The organism is Pseudomonas sp. TE4620 (assembly GCF_056279045.1).
The window spans coordinates 726,669-741,917 of the sequence record NZ_JBWBQO010000001.1 but is presented as its reverse complement, the minus strand read 5'-3'; the positions used below and the strand labels follow the sequence as shown (position 1 = coordinate 741,917).

The 15,249-nt window shown below is 64.1% G+C and carries 18 protein-coding genes; 7 read left to right on the top strand and 11 right to left on the bottom strand.

Annotation, left to right across the window (positions count from 1 at the left end):
- Positions 1-8: 8 nt before the first annotated feature.
- The gene (locus tag ACZ9A3_RS03535) at positions 9-1,295 is read right to left on the bottom strand and encodes an MFS transporter (protein WP_045193471.1); all 1,287 of its coding nucleotides are present in this window, start codon (positions 1,293-1,295) and stop codon (positions 9-11) included.
- A gap of 142 nt (positions 1,296-1,437) precedes the next feature.
- Between ACZ9A3_RS03535 and ACZ9A3_RS03530 the strand changes: the two genes are divergently transcribed.
- Complete coding sequence (locus ACZ9A3_RS03530) at positions 1,438-2,349, top strand: LysR family transcriptional regulator (protein ID WP_045193472.1); 912 nt, start codon at positions 1,438-1,440, stop codon at positions 2,347-2,349.
- On the opposite strand, the gene ACZ9A3_RS03525 is transcribed toward ACZ9A3_RS03530, so the two are convergent.
- From ACZ9A3_RS03525 to ACZ9A3_RS03515, 3 genes are read right to left on the bottom strand one after another with little or no spacing between them, the layout of a single operon-like run.
- Positions 2,346-2,867 carry a DUF2937 family protein gene (locus tag ACZ9A3_RS03525; RefSeq protein WP_093386196.1) on the bottom strand — a complete coding sequence of 174 codons (522 nt, stop codon included), beginning with the start codon at positions 2,865-2,867 and terminating at the stop codon, positions 2,346-2,348. The genes ACZ9A3_RS03530 and ACZ9A3_RS03525 overlap by 4 nt on opposite strands.
- Positions 2,868-2,878: 11 nt before the next feature.
- Positions 2,879-3,655, bottom strand: a complete 777-nt coding sequence (locus ACZ9A3_RS03520) for a class II glutamine amidotransferase (RefSeq protein ID WP_045193474.1) — start codon at positions 3,653-3,655, stop codon at positions 2,879-2,881.
- 22 nt (positions 3,656-3,677) lie between these two features.
- Entirely contained in the window at positions 3,678-4,169 is a 492-nt protein-coding gene (locus ACZ9A3_RS03515) for an MFS transporter (protein ID WP_213602134.1), read from the bottom strand.
- 84 nt (positions 4,170-4,253) lie between these two features.
- On the opposite strand from ACZ9A3_RS03515, the gene ACZ9A3_RS03510 reads away from it, so the two are divergent.
- Together ACZ9A3_RS03510 and ACZ9A3_RS03505 are read left to right on the top strand one after the other, a co-directional pair.
- Entirely contained in the window at positions 4,254-6,305 is a 2,052-nt protein-coding gene (locus ACZ9A3_RS03510; RefSeq protein WP_093386205.1) for a S9 family peptidase, read from the top strand.
- Positions 6,306-6,400: 95 nt separating this feature from the next.
- Positions 6,401-6,874: a cyclic nucleotide-binding domain-containing protein gene (locus tag ACZ9A3_RS03505; RefSeq protein ID WP_045193477.1), complete on the top strand. Its 474-nt coding sequence runs from the start codon at positions 6,401-6,403 to the stop codon at positions 6,872-6,874.
- On the opposite strand, the gene ACZ9A3_RS03500 is transcribed toward ACZ9A3_RS03505, so the two are convergent.
- A complete protein-coding gene (locus tag ACZ9A3_RS03500) occupies positions 6,871-7,143 on the bottom strand; it encodes a hypothetical protein (protein WP_093386214.1) in 273 nt (90 codons plus the stop codon). The two genes, ACZ9A3_RS03505 and ACZ9A3_RS03500, sit on opposite strands and share 4 nt — an antisense overlap.
- A 126-nt stretch (positions 7,144-7,269) precedes the next feature.
- Here ACZ9A3_RS03500 and ACZ9A3_RS03495 point away from each other — a divergent pair, with 126 nt between their 5' ends.
- The 3 genes from ACZ9A3_RS03495 to ACZ9A3_RS03485 all read left to right on the top strand — a co-directional run bounded on the left by ACZ9A3_RS03495 (position 7,270) and on the right by ACZ9A3_RS03485 (position 8,605).
- A complete protein-coding gene (locus ACZ9A3_RS03495; protein WP_038996595.1) occupies positions 7,270-7,641 on the top strand; it encodes a YajD family HNH nuclease in 372 nt (123 codons plus the stop codon).
- A 61-nt stretch (positions 7,642-7,702) separates the two neighbouring features.
- Positions 7,703-8,173, top strand: a complete 471-nt coding sequence (locus ACZ9A3_RS03490) for an RNA methyltransferase (protein WP_093386219.1) — start codon at positions 7,703-7,705, stop codon at positions 8,171-8,173.
- Between the two features lie 66 nt (positions 8,174-8,239).
- On the top strand, positions 8,240-8,605 hold the full coding sequence (locus ACZ9A3_RS03485; protein ID WP_093386224.1) for a YgaP family membrane protein: 366 nt from the start codon (positions 8,240-8,242) through the stop codon (positions 8,603-8,605).
- On the opposite strand, the gene ACZ9A3_RS03480 is transcribed toward ACZ9A3_RS03485, so the two are convergent.
- Positions 8,602-9,816: a hypothetical protein gene (locus ACZ9A3_RS03480; RefSeq protein WP_045193703.1), complete on the bottom strand. Its 1,215-nt coding sequence runs from the start codon at positions 9,814-9,816 to the stop codon at positions 8,602-8,604. The two genes, ACZ9A3_RS03485 and ACZ9A3_RS03480, sit on opposite strands and share 4 nt — an antisense overlap.
- Before the next feature lie 58 nt (positions 9,817-9,874).
- A complete protein-coding gene (locus tag ACZ9A3_RS03475; RefSeq protein ID WP_045193480.1) occupies positions 9,875-10,324 on the bottom strand; it encodes a YcgN family cysteine cluster protein in 450 nt (149 codons plus the stop codon).
- Between the two features lie 147 nt (positions 10,325-10,471).
- Here ACZ9A3_RS03475 and ACZ9A3_RS03470 point away from each other — a divergent pair, with 147 nt between their 5' ends.
- A complete protein-coding gene (locus ACZ9A3_RS03470) occupies positions 10,472-11,065 on the top strand; it encodes a nitroreductase family protein (RefSeq protein ID WP_476252146.1) in 594 nt (197 codons plus the stop codon).
- 27 nt (positions 11,066-11,092) lie between these two features.
- On the opposite strand, the gene ACZ9A3_RS03465 is transcribed toward ACZ9A3_RS03470, so the two are convergent.
- The 4 genes from ACZ9A3_RS03465 to ACZ9A3_RS03450 all read right to left on the bottom strand — a co-directional run bounded on the left by ACZ9A3_RS03465 (position 11,093) and on the right by ACZ9A3_RS03450 (position 15,247).
- Positions 11,093-12,025, bottom strand: a complete 933-nt coding sequence (locus tag ACZ9A3_RS03465) for a D-2-hydroxyacid dehydrogenase (RefSeq protein ID WP_045193705.1) — start codon at positions 12,023-12,025, stop codon at positions 11,093-11,095.
- Positions 12,026-12,089: 64 nt separating this feature from the next.
- Positions 12,090-12,383: a YcgL domain-containing protein gene (locus ACZ9A3_RS03460; protein ID WP_045193483.1), complete on the bottom strand. Its 294-nt coding sequence runs from the start codon at positions 12,381-12,383 to the stop codon at positions 12,090-12,092.
- Complete coding sequence (rnd, locus tag ACZ9A3_RS03455) at positions 12,380-13,513, bottom strand: ribonuclease D (protein WP_476252145.1); 1,134 nt, start codon at positions 13,511-13,513, stop codon at positions 12,380-12,382. Before rnd ends, ACZ9A3_RS03460 begins: the two co-directional genes overlap by 4 nt.
- Positions 13,514-13,612: 99 nt before the next feature.
- Positions 13,613-15,247: a phosphoethanolamine transferase gene (locus tag ACZ9A3_RS03450; protein WP_476252144.1), complete on the bottom strand. Its 1,635-nt coding sequence runs from the start codon at positions 15,245-15,247 to the stop codon at positions 13,613-13,615.
- Positions 15,248-15,249 lie beyond the last annotated feature (2 nt).

Below are 15,249 nucleotides of genomic sequence, written 5' to 3'. Positions count from 1 at the left end.
GCTCGGCCTTAATGGGCTTCTAATTGTTTGCCGCGGGTTTCCGGCAGGCTCAAGGCTGCCAGAATTACCACTCCGTAGGACACTGCGGCAAATCCGCCGATGCCCAGGCCCAGGGGAATCTTCTGGCTCAGCAAGCCGATCAGCAGCGGGAAGAACGCCGCCAGCGCGCGGCCGATGTTGTAGCAAAAGCCCTGGCCCGAGCCGCGGATGCGGGTGGGGAAGAGTTCGGTGAGAAACGCGCCCATGCCGCTGAAGATCCCCGAGGCGAAGAAGCCCAGGGGGAAGCCCAGCCAGAGCATGACGCCGTCGCTGACCGGCATCTGGGTGTAGAGCAGGACAATGATGAACGAACCGACGGCGAAGAGGATGAAGTTCTTTTTCCGGCCCAGCAGGTCGGTGAGGTAGGCGCTGATCACATAGCCGATGTAGGAGCCGAAGATCACCATCGCCAGGTAGCCGCCGGTACCCAGTACGCTCAAGCCGCGCTCGTTCTTGAGGAAGGTCGGCAGCCACGAGGTGATGGCGTAGTAGCCGCCCAGGGCGCCGGTGGTCAGCAGCGAGGCGCGGATCGTGGTGAAGAGCATGCCCGGGGCGAAGATTTCATAAAAATGCGACGGCGCTGCGGTCTTTTCCGCGGCCTTGGCCTGCTGGTAGATCTCCGGGTCCTTGACCAGGCGGCGAACGAAAATCACGAACACCGCTGGCACAATGCCCAGCAAAAACAGTGCGCGCCAGGCATCTTCCGGCGGCAACAGCGAAAACAGCACGGCATACAGGATCGCCGTCAGGCCCCAGCCGATGGCCCAGCCAGACTGCACCATGCCCACTGCCTTGCCACGGTCCTGGGCGCGGATCACTTCGCCGATCAGCACGGCGCCGGCGGTCCATTCGCCACCAAAGCCGAAGCCCATCAGGGTGCGGGCGATCAACAACTGTTCGTAGTTCTGGGCAAAGCCGCAAAGAAAGGTGAAGAAGGCGAACCACAGCACCGTCAACTGCAGGGTGCGCACGCGGCCGATGCGGTCGGAAAGGATACCGGCGATCCAGCCGCCCAAGGCCGAGGCGATCAGGGTGCTGGTGTGAATCAACCCGGCTTCGGCGGTGCTGATGCCCCACAGGGCGATCAGGGTGGGGATGACGAAGCTGAGCATCTGCGTGTCCATGCCATCGAGGCCGTAGCCGATCTTGCAGCTCCAGAAGGTCCGGCGTTCCTGCTTGTTGATGTTGCGGTACCAGTCGAATGGCCCCGCCACTGACCTGGCTTTGACCTGTTGCTGCACGCCCGATGGGTTCATGGTTGCCTCAGCTTGTTGGTATTGTTTTAACGACGACAACATGTGTCGCGGCTTGAGGATCATTTTTCGACGCCCGCAGGTTGTCGTCCAACGAGAAAAACCAGCTGTCTGGCATAAGAAAAACTTGATCAGTGAGCGCGCCATGAACCTCAAATTCCTCGAAACCTTCGTCTGGGTCGCCCGCCTCAAGAGTTTTCGCCTGACCGCCGAAAAACTCTTCACCACCCAGGCCTCGATCTCCAGCCGCATCGCCGCGCTTGAGGCCGATCTCGGGGTCAGGTTGCTGCTGCGCGACTCACGCGGCGTGAGCCTGACCCCGGAAGGCAGCAAGGTGCTCGAGTACGCCGAACAGATGCTCGACACCGCCAAGGCCCTCAAGCAATCGCTGGACAGCGACCGGGCCAAGGTCGGGCGCATTCGCATCGGCGTGATGGACACGGTAATCCACACCTGGATGAGCCCGCTGGTGGCGGAGTTGATGGAGCGCTACCCGCAGGTGGAAATCGAGTTGATCGCCGATACGGCGCTTAACTTGCGCGAACAACTGCAAAAAGGCTTTCTCGATGTAATCCTGCAAACCGACCTGTTGCGCCAGGAAAGCATCCGCAGCCTGGACCTGGCGCGCTACCCCATGGGCTGGATCGTCGCCAGCCAGTCAATCTACAACCGCGACTACGCCTCGCTGGCGGACCTGGCCCGCGAGCGCATCGTGACCTTTTCGAAAAATTCCCGGCCGCACCAGGAAGTGCTCAGCCTGCTGCAGGCCGAAGGGGTCGGCGCGCCACGGCTGAACTGCGTGAACTCGGTGGCGGCGATCACCCGGCTGTTGCGTGATGGTTTTGGTATTGGCGCCCTGCCACCGGCGCTGGTCAGCGAGGAACTGGCCCGTGGCGAGCTGATCCTGCTGCCGCTGGCCCGGCAGCCACCGAGCCTGGAGCTGGTGGTGGCCTGGCAGACCGGCGTCGAGCTGGTCGACGAGGTGGTGCAACTGTGCCGCAACGTGCTGGAGCGCTACGCCCGCGATGCCGGGCCGCAGCGCATCGTGCTGGTTTAGCGCCAGCTCTCCTGCACCGCCTTGCGCCGCCCGCCGAGGGCCACCCAGCCGAGCAACAGCAGCAGGCTTTCGACCACCAGCGCCAGCAGCAGCGCGCAGCTCAGGCCCCAGGCCAGGGCCTCGGGGTTAAGCAGAATCTGGTAGCGGTAAGCGTTGAGGGTTTCTTCGCGCAGTTGCGGGTTGGCGGTAACCAGCACATGCCAGGTTTTCGCCAGCCACGGGCCCTGCACGATCTGCCATTCCTGCTCGAACTGGCGATTGCGGATCAACAGGCTCTCGATGCTGTTGGCATCGCTGGTGAACACCGGGTCGTCGCTGCTGCGGTAATGGCGCACCAAGGCCTGCAGGTCGCCGTTGAAGAAGCGCTTGGCGGTGTCTTCAAAACCCTTGAGGCCTTCGCGCGATTCAAGCAGGTGCGCCTCGACCCGCTGGCTGTAATCGACGATATAGCCCGGCACCTGCAGCCCGACCAGCAAACCGCAGGTAAACAACAGCAAGCGCAGGTAACTTCTGAACATGGGGCTGATCCTTAGCTGGCCTGGCCTTCGGCGATGCATTCGCCACGGCGCCACAGGGCCCACTGGCCAGGTGCGTAGCGGTGCCAGGTTTCGTTCTCGGTGAGGGCCTCGGTGGCGATCACCGTGACCACATCGTTAGGGGTGGTTTCGGCCTGGAAGTCGACGATCATGTCGACGTCCTTCAGCCGTGCCGGGCCAAACGGCGCTCGGCGGGTGATGTGCACCAGCTTGGTCGAACAGAAGCAGAACAGCCAGTCGCCATCGCTGAACAGGCAGTTGAACACGCCCTTGCCACGGTATTCGGCGCAGGCCTCGACCAGCACCGGCAGCAATTGCTCGACCTCGACCGGTTCGGGGAAGGCTTCGCGCACGCGGTTGAGCAGGTCGCAAAACGCCGCTTCGCTGTCGGTGTCGCCAACCGGCCGATAGAAGGTCGCCTGGCCCTTGAACTCGCCGAGCTGGCCGTTGTGCGCAAAGCACCAGTTGCGCCCCCACAGCTCGCGCACGAACGGATGGGTGTTGGACAGGCAGACCTTGCCGACGTTGGCCTGGCGAATGTGGCCGATCACCACCTCGCTCTTGATCGGGTAGCGCTGCACCAGGTTGGCGACTTCCGACTCGCAGCTCGCCGCCGGGTCCTGGAACAGGCGCAGGCCACGGCCTTCGTAGAAGGCGATGCCCCAGCCGTCACGGTGCGGGCCGGTGCGCCCGCCGCGCTGCATCAGCCCGGTGAAGCTGAAAACGATGTCGGTCGGCACATTGGCGCTCATGCCCAGTAATTCACACATGCTTGGCTGCTCCGGGCAAAGGCTACAGGCGCGGCTCGACCCGCGCGCCACTGCCGCCCAGCGGCGCTGCAGGTGGCGGGTTACGGTAGCGGTCGCTGCGCTCGGCGGCGAACGGCTCATCGCTCACAGGCTCGTCCGCTTCACGTTGCGCGGCGGCTTGCGCCTGCTCGCGGCGGGCCCTGGCACGGCGCTCGAGCGGCCAGCGGATGAGCACGAACAGCGCATACAGGGCAAAGGCAATCATGCCGTACATGGCCAGGTCGGCTGCGGCGCGCAGGGCGTTGTTGCCGACCTTGAACAGGGTGTCGAGAGCGGCAATGGCGATGGCCGGGGCGAACTTTTCTTTCACCGGGTCGACAATGGTCGGGGTCAGCAGCAGCACCGCCATCAGCACCCGCAGCGGTTCGCGCAACCAGCGCCACATCCATGAGGTCAGGCGAAAGCCCACCAGCAGGCATCCCAAGGCGGCAAGGGCGTAGAGGCCCCAGGCGAGCAGATAGTCGTTCTCGGTCATGGTGTCCGTGGCAAGCTAGGCAAATAGACGCTTATGATAAACACTTTTCCGCGCGCAGGCGCCCCCCAGCCAAGAGAACCCCGCATGTCCGCAGACGCCACCGCTCCCCGTGCCCCGATTGCCCGCAAGGCCGAAGGTGCCGATCCCTATGCCTGGCTGCAGCAGCGCGACACCCCCGAGGTACTGGCGTACCTGAACGCCGAGAACGCCTATCAAGAGGCGCAGCTGGCCGCTCAGGCGCCGCTGCGCGAGCAACTGTTCGAAGAGATCAAGGCGCGCATCCTCGAAACCGACCTGTCGCTGCCTTCGCCCTGGGGCCCGTACCTGTACTACACGCGCACCACCGCCGGTGACGAATACGCCCGCCACTACCGCTGCCCGCGCCCGGCCGACGATTCCAACACGGTCGATGAAAGCCGCGAAGAGCTGCTGCTCGACCCCAATGAACTGGCCCAGGGCGGCTTTCTGTCCCTCGGTGCCTTCAGCATCAGCCCCGACCACCAGCGCCTGGCCTACAGCCTGGACACCACGGGCGACGAAATCTACACCCTGTACGTCAAGGAACTGGCCAGCGGCGCCATCGAGCAACTGCCGTTCGAGGACTGCGACGGCAGCATGACCTGGGCCAACGACAACCAGACGCTGTTCTTCGCCGAGCTGGACGACACCCATCGCCCGCACAAGCTGTTGCGCCATCGCCTGGGCAGCGGCAGCGTTGCACCAGTATATGAAGAAACCGACGGTCGTTTCTTTCTGCACTGCTACCGCGCCAGCTCCGAGCGCCAGCTGATCCTGCTGCTCAACAGCAAGACCACCAGCGAAGCCTGGGTGCTCGACGCCGAACATCCCGAGCAGGCCTTCACCTGCCTGGCGCCGCGGGTCGAGGGCCACGAGTACTACCCTGACCACGGCCAGCTCGAAGGCCAGTGGCGCTGGTTCATCCGCAGCAACCAGGACGGCATCAACTTCGCCCTGTACCAGGCCCAAGCCGATAGCGTGCCGAGCCGCGAGCAATGGCAACTGCTGGTGGCCCACCGCGACACGGTGATGCTCGAAGGCCTGACCCTCAACGCCAGCGCCCTGACCCTGAGCCTGCGCGAAGGCGGCCTGCCGATCATCGAGGTGCGCCCACAAGGCCTGCCGGCCTACCGCGTCGAGCTGCCAGACGCTGCCTACAGCTTGTACGTGCAGGACAGCCTGGAGTTCGTCAGCCCGCGCATCCGCCTGCGTTACCAGTCGCTCAACCGCCCGGCCCAGGTACGCCAACTGGAGCTGGCCAGCGGCGCCCAGCAAGTGCTCAAGCAAACCCCGGTGCTCGGCCCGTTCGACCCGGATGCCTACGTCAGCCAGCGCCTGTGGGCCACTGCCGCCGACGGCACCCAGGTACCGATCAGCCTGGTGCAGCGCCGCGCCGACGTCGGCAAGCCGGTGCCGCTGTACCTGTACGGTTATGGCGCCTATGGCGAAAGCCTCGACCCGTGGTTCTCCCACGCTCGCCTGAGCCTGCTCGAACGCGGCGTGGCCTTTGCCATCGCCCACGTGCGTGGCGGCGGCGAGCTGGGTGAAGCCTGGTACCGCGCCGGCAAGCAGGAGCACAAGCACAACACCTTCGGCGACTTCATTGCCTGCGCCGAACACCTGATCGCCCAGGGCGTTACCTGCGCCGGGCAACTGGCGATCAGCGGCGGCAGCGCCGGTGGCCTGCTGATCGGCGCAGTACTCAACCAGCGCCCGGAGCTGTTCAAGGCGGCGATTGCCGAAGTGCCGTTCGTCGACGTGCTCAACACCATGCTCGACCCGGAACTGCCGCTGACCGTCACCGAATACGACGAGTGGGGCAACCCCGAAGAACCCGAGGTGTACGAGCGGATCAAGGCCTACGCACCCTATGAAAACGTCCGCGCCCAGGCCTACCCTGCCCTGCTGGTGATCGCCGGTTACAACGACAGCCGTGTGCAGTACTGGGAAGCGGCCAAGTGGGTGGCGCGGCTGCGGGTGACCAAGACCGACGACAACCTGCTGCTGCTCAAGACCGAAATGGGCGCCGGCCACGGCGGCATGAGCGGACGCTACCAGGGGCTGCGCGATGTGGCGCTGGAGTACGCGTTCGTATTTAACGTGCTGGGCGTGGTGTAAATCGGAAAATTTGTTGTCTGAGTCACCGCCCGCCCCTGTAGGAGCGGGCTTGACCCGCGATTATCAGACACCACAAAACTAAAAGAACGACGTCAATGCCTGAACCCACCCACCTCAACAACGAAATCCGCGACATGCTCATGGACTGCGGCCTGTTCGACCAGTTGCTGCCTGTCGACTTCCAGGCCGCCGCCGGCTATTTCAGCATCAGCAGCATGAGCGAAGGTGAAGAAATTTTCCGCGAAGGCGATGCCGGCACCTTCATGTGCATCATCCACCACGGCGTGGTGTCGGTACGCAAGACCGACGCCGAGCAGCGCCAGGTCGAAATCGCCACCCTGCGCAAGGGCCGTGCCTTCGGCGAAATGGCCGTGCTCGACGGTGAACGGCGCTCGGCCAGTTGCATTGCCGCCAGCGACTGCCAACTGCTCAACCTGGGCAAGGACTCGCTGGAAAAGATGCTCAACGACGCCCCGAAGATCGCCGCCAAGATCATCCGCGCCCTGGCCGTGGCCTTGTCGCGGCGCCTGCGCATGCAGGACGGCCAGCGTCTGGCGCAGCAGGTCTAGTCGCCCTTGCCCTTGTTGTTGTCCGGATTCAGGCCGGGCAACGGCTGGTCCTTGGGTGGAGCGGGCAGCGGCATCGGCGGCAGCAATGGCGAGCCCGGTCGCGCATCACCGGCCCGCGGCGGCGTACTTGGCGTCACCTGCGGATAGGGTGTTGGCGTGGCGGTGCCCGGCGCCCCCGGCACCGGCGTGGCCAGCCGCGGTTGCAACTCGGCGGCCACGGTGCTTTGCAGGCTGGCACAGATCAGTACGGCAATGATCGCGTAACGCATGCGCAGGCTCCTTGAGGGTCCTGGCTACAGGCTACTCCCACCGCGCACGGTTTGCCTGTCCGAATTGCCCGCCATCGGGCTAAACTTCAAGGCATAACCGTAACAAGCCCGAGAAAAGGTAATCCCATGAGTTCGTCATCCTCTGCCGCCGCCACCGCACGGCTAGACCGCATCCTCGCCGACGCCAAGCGCGACAAGGAAATGGGCTACCGTGACAAGGCCCTGCGCATGTACCCGCACGTGTGTGGCCGCTGCGCCCGCGAGTTCGCCGGCAAGCGCCTGAGCGAGCTGACCGTGCACCACCGTGACCACAACCACGACAACAACCCCCAGGACGGTTCCAACTGGGAGCTGCTGTGCCTGTACTGCCACGACAACGAGCACTCGCGCTATACCGACCAGCAGTACTTCAGCGAAGGCTCGACCAGCAGCCCGAGCATCGCCAAGGCCACCCACAATCCGTTTGCGGCCCTGGCCGGGATGCTGAAGAAGGACTGAAGCGCCCACAGTCGCCGGCAAGCCCGTATAATCGCGTCTTTTTTGCGAAGGGCCCCGGCACGTGGCGAACAAACGGTACAGCTGCATTGGTCTGTTCAACCCCAAGTCAGCAGAGAACGTCGGTTCGGTGATGCGCGCCGCGGGTTGCTACGGCGTCAACTCGGTGTTCTACACCGGCAAGCGCTATGAGCGTGCCCGCGACTTCGTCACCGACACCAAGCGGGTGCACTACGACATTCCACTGATCGGTATCGACGACCTGCAGAAGATCATCCCCCTGGGCTGCACGCCGGTGGCGGTAGAGCTGGTCGACGGCGCCCGGGCGCTGCCCGAGTACACCCACCCGGACCGCGCGATCTATATCTTCGGCCCCGAAGACGGCTCCCTCGACCCGAGCGTGCGGGCCTGGTGTGAAGAGACCATCTACATCCCGACCAACGGTTGCATGAACCTTGCCGCCACCGTCAACGTGGTGCTCTACGACCGCCTGGCCAAGGGCCTGAACACCCGCTCCGGGCCGAAATTCAAGTAAGCCGACTGAACAGCCCGCCCTGCCCGGCGGTCTGCTGTAGACCATCGTCCCTACTGGAGAATGACCATGACCGAGAAACAGACGCTTATCCCGGCCAATTCAGCGCATATGGCCAGCGATCAGAATGTCCACGGCTGGGAGCGCGCAGGTTCGGTTGCCACCGGGGTGATCATGGTCGGCAAGGGCCTGCGCCGTGGCGGCCTGTTCGGCTTGATTCAGGTGGCCATCGGCGGGGTTGCCCTGGCCCGTGGCATCACCGGCCACAGCTCGGTGAAAAGCCTGATCGAACGCGGCCGCAGCGACCTGGACAACATCCGCAGCAAGATCGAACGCAGCGGCGCCGAGCTGCAAGCGCTCAAGGCCAACGCCGAAGCCGCTACCCGTGGCACCACGGTGACCGGCAACGACGCGCTCAATGACCCCAAGCCTTAACGCAGCAGCTTGCTCTGCAGCACCTCGGACGACTTGCCCAGCACGCTTTCGCTGAGCTGGATGAACTCGGCGGTGCTGACGCTGTTCAGGCGCATCATCGCCCGGGTGACATCGTCCAGTGAGCGCTGGTTGTGGGTGTGCAGGCGGATTTCCTGGTCAAGTGCGCGCAACAGCAGCACGCCACGGGCGATCACCGCGCTGTCGACCTGCTCGCCGCGCAAGCTGCTGACCTTCTTGCCACTGCGTTCAAGGCTCGCCTGCAGGGCCTGGTAACGCTCGTCGGTCATGCCGCCGGCGCGGCGCAGCAGTTCGCTGGCGTAGTACTCGGCCAGGCTTTCGCTGATCCAGTCGCTGGCCTCGCGATCATTGATTTGCGCAAACACATGCACCAGCTCGCGCAGCACCGGGCTTGAGCCGTTCTCAGCGACCAACGGACGGCTGCTGTGCAGGTAGATGGAGTTGTGCCCGGCGCGAGCGCCGCGCCACAGTTCATCGCGGGCCCCCACCAGCAACAGCTTGGGCGGGTTGCGCGGGAACACTGCCTGCAGCTGTGGCCAGACGAAGGTCAGCAGGGTCAGGTTGTCCAGCCGGCGCATGCCCTGGCCTTGGGGTGCGGCGACACTGACTTCGGTTTCGCCCAGGCGCGCGCGGCGGGTGCCGACGGTGCCGGCGAGCATCCAGCCGGTCGGGCGGTCGAACAGGCGCGAAACGTTGTCGATGCGAAAACGCTGCTTGCCGATGCGCGGCCACGGCGTCTCGACGCTTTTCCAGCCCTTGGGCAGCTCGAAGCTCAGGCGTGCCACCAGTTCGGTGCCGTCGTGCTGGTCCAGGCGCGCCGGCGGCACCAGGTCATCGCCGCGAAACAGCGCCCAGTCCGGGGTCATGCGGGTTTCATAAGCGCCGCCCTTGAGCCGCTGGCTCAGGCGTACCTTGTAGGTAAGCTGGCTTTTGCCCGGCGCCGGTTGCCAGTGGCCACGCTGATCGTCGCCCTGCAGTTGCCACTGACCGTCGGCCTTGAACTCGCTGTAGGCGCCGTCCTTGCCCAGGTCGAAGTCCAGGCTGCGCACGCTGGCGCCATCGGCCAGGGTCAGGCGCACTTCGGCCTGCTCGCTTTCTGGCAGCAAGCGCACGTGGTAATCCAGATCGACTTTTTTCGCCCAGGCCGGCGAACTGGCCAGCAGGCCCAGCACCAGCCACCCATGGCAACGCACACGCATACAGAAACTCCTTGTTCCGCCAAACGCGATCTCCGACAACCCTCTGCGAGGCTCAGCCGGCGCGGAAAATCAGATAGTCTTCCCAGTCGTCTTCATCGACGCTGTCTTCGCTGAGCATGCGCCCGGATTGTGAAATCCGTTGCTTGTGCACCTGCTCGCGGTCGCCACACACCAGGTGATGCCAGTCGGGCAGATCCTTGCCCTCGCTGACCAGGCGGTAACCGCAGGTGGTCGGCAGCCATTTGAACTGGTCGGCCTTGCCCGGCGTGAGCTGGATGCAGTCGGGTACGATCTGCATCCGCTGCGGGTAATCGCTGCACTGGCAGGTCTTGAGGTCCAGCAACTTGCAGGCGATACGCGTGTAATAGACGCTGTTGTCGTCTTCATCTTCAAGCTTTTGCAGGCAGCACAGGCCACAGCCGTCACACAGCGACTCCCACTCTTGCGGGTCGAGTTGCTCGAGGGTTTTACGCATCCAGAATGGATTGGCGTTGGCAGTCATGTCGCGGGTGTCCTGTTTCAATTCGTATGCGGCGGCGCGGCGGCGCCAGTCTAGGGCCTGTCACCGGCCATTGCCAGACCGCTTGTCAGCGCTCATATGACACAGTAGTTTGACCAGCGGTCACCTACCCAACTTCAGGAACTATTGATGAGTGCAAATCCTCGCGTTGCCGATCATGCCATCAACGAACAGTTCATCCAGCGCTGGTCGCCGCGCGCCTTCACCGGCGAGCCGATCGACCAGGCCACCCTGCTGAGCTTCCTTGAAGCCGCACGCTGGGCACCTTCGGCCTACAACTCGCAGCCCTGGCGCTTCCTCTATGCCCGCCGCGATACGCCGAACTGGGAACGCTTCCTTGGCTTGCTCAACGAGTTCAATCGCAGCTGGGCCCAGCACGCCTCGGCGCTGGTGATCATCATTTCCAAAACCAGCTTCACCGCGCCGGGCACCAGCGAAGAAACCCCGGCCCTGTGGCACACCTTCGACACCGGCTCGGCCTGGGGACACCTGGCGTTGCAGGCGAGCCTGAGCGGCTGGCACACCCATGGCATGGCCGGTTTCGACCAGGAACTGACCCGCAAGGAGCTGAAGATCCCCGAAGGCTACGCCCTGCACGCGGCAGTGGCGATCGGCAAGCTGGGCGACAAGTCGACCCTGGCCGAAGGCTTGCAGGCGCGGGAAGTGCCGAGCCCGCGGCGGCCGTTGAGCGAGTTGGCGGCTGAGGGTGATTTCAGCCTTTGATGGGTTTCGCGGGTCAAGTCGAGACGTTTAATAGCCGCGCTGAAAGTCCACTTCCCCGCGCAGCCCTTGACCCGCCTGATACGCCCGCAAGTTCTCGACAAACAAGCGCACCATCGCCGAAGGCGATGTCGGTGCCGAGCTGTGCCCGGTCAGCAGCAAGCCCCAGGCGGTCCAGAACGGATGGCGCTGGGGCAGCGGCTCCTGGCGACAGACATCGATCACCGCACCGGCCAGATGGCCTTTCTTCAAAGCCTCGACGAGGTCGCCATCGACCACCGCCACACCGCGCCCGGCATTGATGAACAGCGCCTCGGGGTTGAAGCGCTGAAACAACGCGGCGTCGTACAGGTCATGGGTTGCCGGGGTATCGGGCAGCAGGTTGATGACATAATCGACCTCGCCGACCAGACGGCCCAGGTCGTCAAGGCCGGCCACTTCGATAAACGGCGCCTGCTCACGCGGCTGGCTGGCGATGCCGTACAACTGCACGCCAAACGGAACCAGAAACTGCGCCACCTGCTGGCCGATATCACCGGTGCCGACGATCAGCGCCCGGCGCCCTTGCAGGCTGCGTCCGGGGCGGTCATCCCACTTGCGCTCGACCTGGCTGACCAGGCGCGCCAGTACCTCGCGCTCATGACCGAGCATGTAGGTGAGCACATACTCGGCCATGACCTGGCCAAAGATGCCCACCGCCCGGGTCAGGCGGTAGTCGCGCTGCAGGCCGTCTGCCAGCAGCGGGGTGATGCCGGCCCAGGTCGACTGCAGCCACTGCGGCTGATGACCCTGGCGCAGCAAGGTCGCCAGCAGGTCCGGCTGGCCCAGCCACACCGGGCTGGCGGCGGCCATCCGCGCAAGCTCGGCCGAATCGCCACTGTTCAGGACCTCCAGGTCCGGTGCCATCTCGCGCAACAGCCGAGCGTAGAGGGCATGATCCTGTTCAGCGATCAAAACACGCATGTTCATTGCAACCTTGGGTAACGGCGCAAGCCGCCAGGGGCTGGCGGCGCGACAAAGAGGGGGATCAGACCGGGTCGTTGCGACGCAGCAGCTCTTCTGGCAGGTGCTCGATGTACTCGTCCTCGGCCGGTGGCATTTGCAGGTGGTAACCCTGCTGTTCGAGGTTTTCCAGGACCTTGGCAATATCTTCGCGGGCCAGCTGGCGCTCCGGGCTCAGGACCAGGTCGAAGGCATGCACGGGCTTGCCAAAGAACGGCAGCAGGCCTTCGGGCACGCGCTCCAGGCCGTCGGCCTTGAGCACGTACAGGTACATTTCGTTCTTGCGCGGGCTCTTGTAGATCGAGCAGATACGTTTCATGGTTGGTCTCCGGCGCCCGCCAGGCAATCAAGCAGCGCCTGCCCCATGCGCTCACGGCGCCAGCCGCGCAGCGACTCGGGGAGTTGATAGGGTCCGTTGGGGTAGCCGCTCTTGAGCAGCAGTTCCAGGGTTTTCTTGCGCAGCATCAGCTCGGGGGCGATGTTCAGGCGCTCGGCCTCGGCCTGGCCGATGCCGCGCAGTTGCTTGAGCAGCGCCGAGGCTTCGATCGGCAGCGGCTCGGGCACCGCCGGAGGCCATTGCTCCGGCGGCAGGCTGGCGGCCTGCTTGATCAGGCCGAGCAAAAACTCGCCATCCTGACGAATGGTGCGCGGGTGCATGTCTTCGATCTTGGCCAGCGCCGACAGCGAGTCGGGCTGGGTGCGGGCCATCGGCCACAAGGCGTTTTCACGCACGATGCGGTTGCGCGGCAGGTCGCGCGCACGCGCCTCGCGCTCGCGCCAGGCGCACAGCTCGCGCAGTACCGCCAGTTGCGCACGCGACAGCTTCCAGGCCAGCTTGGCTTCGCGGTATAGCTCAAGGGGATCGGTTTCGCGGCGCAGCTGGGCAACCAGTTCGGCGCCGTCTTCAAGCACCCAGGCGTTCTTGTCATCCGACAATTGCGGGCGCAGGCGCTCGTACAGTTCGGCCAGGTGCACGGCGTCTTCGGCGGCGTAGCTGACCTGGGTGTCCGACAGCGGGCGTTGCAGCCAGTCGGAGCGGGTTTCACCCTTGGGCAGGTCAATGCCCAGCACTTCCTGGACCAGGCGCGAATAGCCCATGGAGAAGCCCAGGTTGAGGTAACCGGCGGCCAGCTGGGTGTCGAACAACGGCGCCGGCAGGCTGCCGGTCAGGCGCGACAGCACTTCGAGGTCTTCGCTGCAGGCATGCAGGACCTTGATCACCTGCGGATCTTCGAGCAGGCCGGCCAGCGGCTGCCAGTCGCCGATGCGCAGCGGATCGATCAGGTAGGCCCGTGCCCCGTCGCCGACCTGGATCAAACCGGCTTTCGGATAAAAGGTATCGACCCGCATGAACTCGGTGTCGAGTGCCACGAAGGGCAGCGTGCGCCACTGCTGGCAATGCTCTGCCAGGCTGCGGTCATCGCAAATCCAGTGAATATCAATGGCCACAAGGCTCTCCCACAAACAATGGCGCGCAGTATATACGGCGCAGGCCATCGTCGGGAAACCACTCGACCGCTATCCCTGCCGCCGCTACCGCGCCTGTGATCAGTGCCGGGCCAACATCGGCCGGCAACTGGCGAACAGGTCCAGCTGCGGCTTGTACAGGGCGGTGTGCACCTGCAGCAGGCCGAGCATGGAATGGAACAGATTGTCCTGGCTCAGCGGTTGATTACGGGCCTTCTGCAGGCAGTCGCTGTCGACGCCGAAGCTGGCCTTGTAACTGTCGGAGAACCACGCCAGCAGAGGCACGTGTTTTTGCTGCTCCGGCGCCAGCATGTACGGCGTGCCATGCAGGTACAGGTTGTACTCACCGAGCGATTCGCCGTGGTCGGAGAGGTACAGCATGGCGGTGTCGACCTTGTCCTGCTTGCTGCGCAAGAGGTCGATCAGCGAAGCGAGGACATGGTCGGTGTACACCAGAGTGTTGTCATAGGCGTTGACGATGCTCTCCTGGCTGCACTGGTTGAGGGCGTTGCTGCGGCACACCGGAGTGAAGCGCTCGTACGCTTTGGGGTAACGCTTGTAGTAGTCCGGCCCGTGGCTGCCCATCTGGTGCAGGACCAGCACGGTGTCCTGTTGCAGGTTATCGATGAAGCCGTCCAGGCCCTTGAGCAGGATCTCGTCGCGGCACTCGTCATCGGCGCACAGCGCCGGGTCCTTGAGGTTGCTGACATCCTCGAACACCACCCGGTCGCAAGTGCCCTTGCAGCCAGACTGGTTATCACGCCAGCGCACCGCCAGCCCTGCCCGCTGCAGCACATCGAGCAGGCCTTCCTGGTTTTTTGCGGTGCTGGCGTCGTAATCCTTGCGGGTGAAGCCGGAGAACATGCACGGCACCGACACGGCGGTTTCGGTGCCGCAGGAGTGCACGTCGGTGAAGGCGATCAGGCCCTTTTCCTGGCTCAGTTGCGGTGTGGTGTCACGGCCATAGCCGAGCACCCCGAAGTTCGGCGCCCGCGCGCTCTCGCCGACCACCAGCACAGTCAGCGACTTGCGCGTACGTTGCTGCCAGGCGACGTCGAGCCTGGCGTCCTCGCCGATGGCGCGAAACGGCTTGGCGGCGCTGCCAACGCGCTCGCCGACATAGCCCAGGGAGGCGCCGACAAAATTGCTCGGCACCAGCAGCAGGCGGATTTCATGGTGATTGCGAAACAGCGAAGCCAGGCCCTGGTAGTTGATCAGCGCGACGGCGCCCAGCACCACAACACAGGCGACACTGGCGAGTAACTTGCCGAACAATTCACGGACCCAGTTACGGTATAAAACCGGCGTCTTGTACAACAACAAAGAAGGCAAGACACCTAAAAACGTTATATATAAAAAAAGTTTAATCGAGAGCAGGTCACGCACTTCCGTGGCATTCGTCTCCATGGCATTGCGCAGCATGCCGACATCGATCATTACCCCGTACTGGCTCATGAAGTACGCCACTGCGGCACTGACCATGAACAAGGTAATCAGCAGCGGTTTGAGCAGCGGCCTGAAGGCCAGCAGGGTCAATACCAGGTTGAACGCACAGAGGATCATCACCCCAAAGGCCGCGCGCAGCAGCAGGCCGTGGGCATCGGTGGCAAGCACCGAGGCCAGGTGTTGCCACAATAACGAGTTGAAGCCGATCAACAGGTACAGGCTGGCAATCAACGTGACCCATTCGGCCCGCAGGGGTTTGACCTTGAACATGA

What these genes read in the sequence shown, in the direction of transcription:
- ACZ9A3_RS03500 (WP_093386214.1), bottom strand. Translation starts at nt 7,143, where the DNA reads ATGCGTTACGCGATCATTGCCGTACTGATCTGTGCCAGCCTGCAAAGC.
- ACZ9A3_RS03485 (WP_093386224.1), top strand. Translation starts at nt 8,240, where the DNA reads ATGACCGAGAAACAGACGCTTATCCCGGCCAATTCAGCGCATATGGCC.
- ACZ9A3_RS03520 (WP_045193474.1), bottom strand. Translation starts at nt 3,655, where the DNA reads ATGTGTGAATTACTGGGCATGAGCGCCAATGTGCCGACCGACATCGTT.
- ACZ9A3_RS03460 (WP_045193483.1), bottom strand. Translation starts at nt 12,383, where the DNA reads ATGAAACGTATCTGCTCGATCTACAAGAGCCCGCGCAAGAACGAAATG.
- ACZ9A3_RS03535 (WP_045193471.1), bottom strand. Translation starts at nt 1,295, where the DNA reads ATGAACCCATCGGGCGTGCAGCAACAGGTCAAAGCCAGGTCAGTGGCG.
- ACZ9A3_RS03465 (WP_045193705.1), bottom strand. Translation starts at nt 12,025, where the DNA reads ATGCGTGTTTTGATCGCTGAACAGGATCATGCCCTCTACGCTCGGCTG.
- ACZ9A3_RS03450 (WP_476252144.1), bottom strand. Translation starts at nt 15,247, where the DNA reads ATGTTCAAGGTCAAACCCCTGCGGGCCGAATGGGTCACGTTGATTGCC.
- ACZ9A3_RS03530 (WP_045193472.1), top strand. Translation starts at nt 1,438, where the DNA reads ATGAACCTCAAATTCCTCGAAACCTTCGTCTGGGTCGCCCGCCTCAAG.
- ACZ9A3_RS03525 (WP_093386196.1), bottom strand. Translation starts at nt 2,867, where the DNA reads ATGTTCAGAAGTTACCTGCGCTTGCTGTTGTTTACCTGCGGTTTGCTG.
- ACZ9A3_RS03495 (WP_038996595.1), top strand. Translation starts at nt 7,270, where the DNA reads ATGAGTTCGTCATCCTCTGCCGCCGCCACCGCACGGCTAGACCGCATC.
- ACZ9A3_RS03470 (WP_476252146.1), top strand. Translation starts at nt 10,472, where the DNA reads ATGAGTGCAAATCCTCGCGTTGCCGATCATGCCATCAACGAACAGTTC.
- ACZ9A3_RS03505 (WP_045193477.1), top strand. Translation starts at nt 6,401, where the DNA reads ATGCCTGAACCCACCCACCTCAACAACGAAATCCGCGACATGCTCATG.
- ACZ9A3_RS03475 (WP_045193480.1), bottom strand. Translation starts at nt 10,324, where the DNA reads ATGACTGCCAACGCCAATCCATTCTGGATGCGTAAAACCCTCGAGCAA.
- ACZ9A3_RS03510 (WP_093386205.1), top strand. Translation starts at nt 4,254, where the DNA reads ATGTCCGCAGACGCCACCGCTCCCCGTGCCCCGATTGCCCGCAAGGCC.
- ACZ9A3_RS03515 (WP_213602134.1), bottom strand. Translation starts at nt 4,169, where the DNA reads ATGACCGAGAACGACTATCTGCTCGCCTGGGGCCTCTACGCCCTTGCC.